The organism is Pseudomonas japonica (assembly GCF_013522925.1).
GTDB lineage: Bacteria > Pseudomonadota > Gammaproteobacteria > Pseudomonadales > Pseudomonadaceae > Aquipseudomonas > Aquipseudomonas japonica_A.
In genome coordinates, this window is the sequence record NZ_JAAMQU010000057.1 from 1 (window position 1) to 255 (window position 255).

General features: G+C 66.3%; 1 protein-coding gene. It reads right to left on the bottom strand.

Translation table 11 applies throughout. The annotated features are described in order from the left end of the window. Nucleotides 1–255 (bottom strand): VCBS domain-containing protein (locus tag G7016_RS24845; protein WP_219856376.1); only part of this gene is annotated, 255 nt, incomplete at both ends.

The window sequence follows — 255 nt, forward strand, 5'->3', positions numbered from 1 at the left end:
TGTCGGTCGCGCCCCACTGATCCTTCACCTGATAGGCGATGGACAGCGTCTCGGTCACGCCCTTGGCCAGGTGCTGGTACGCAGCATTGCTGGCGTCCAGGGTCCAGGTGCCGTCGGCGTTCAGGGTAAAGCCGGCCACGCTCGGCTGGCTGCTGGTGGTGCTGAAGGTCAGCAGGCGATCGTCGTCAACATCGGTGGCAGTCAGGGTGCCACGGGCAACCGCGTCTTCGTTCACCGCAACGTTGCCGGCGGCGG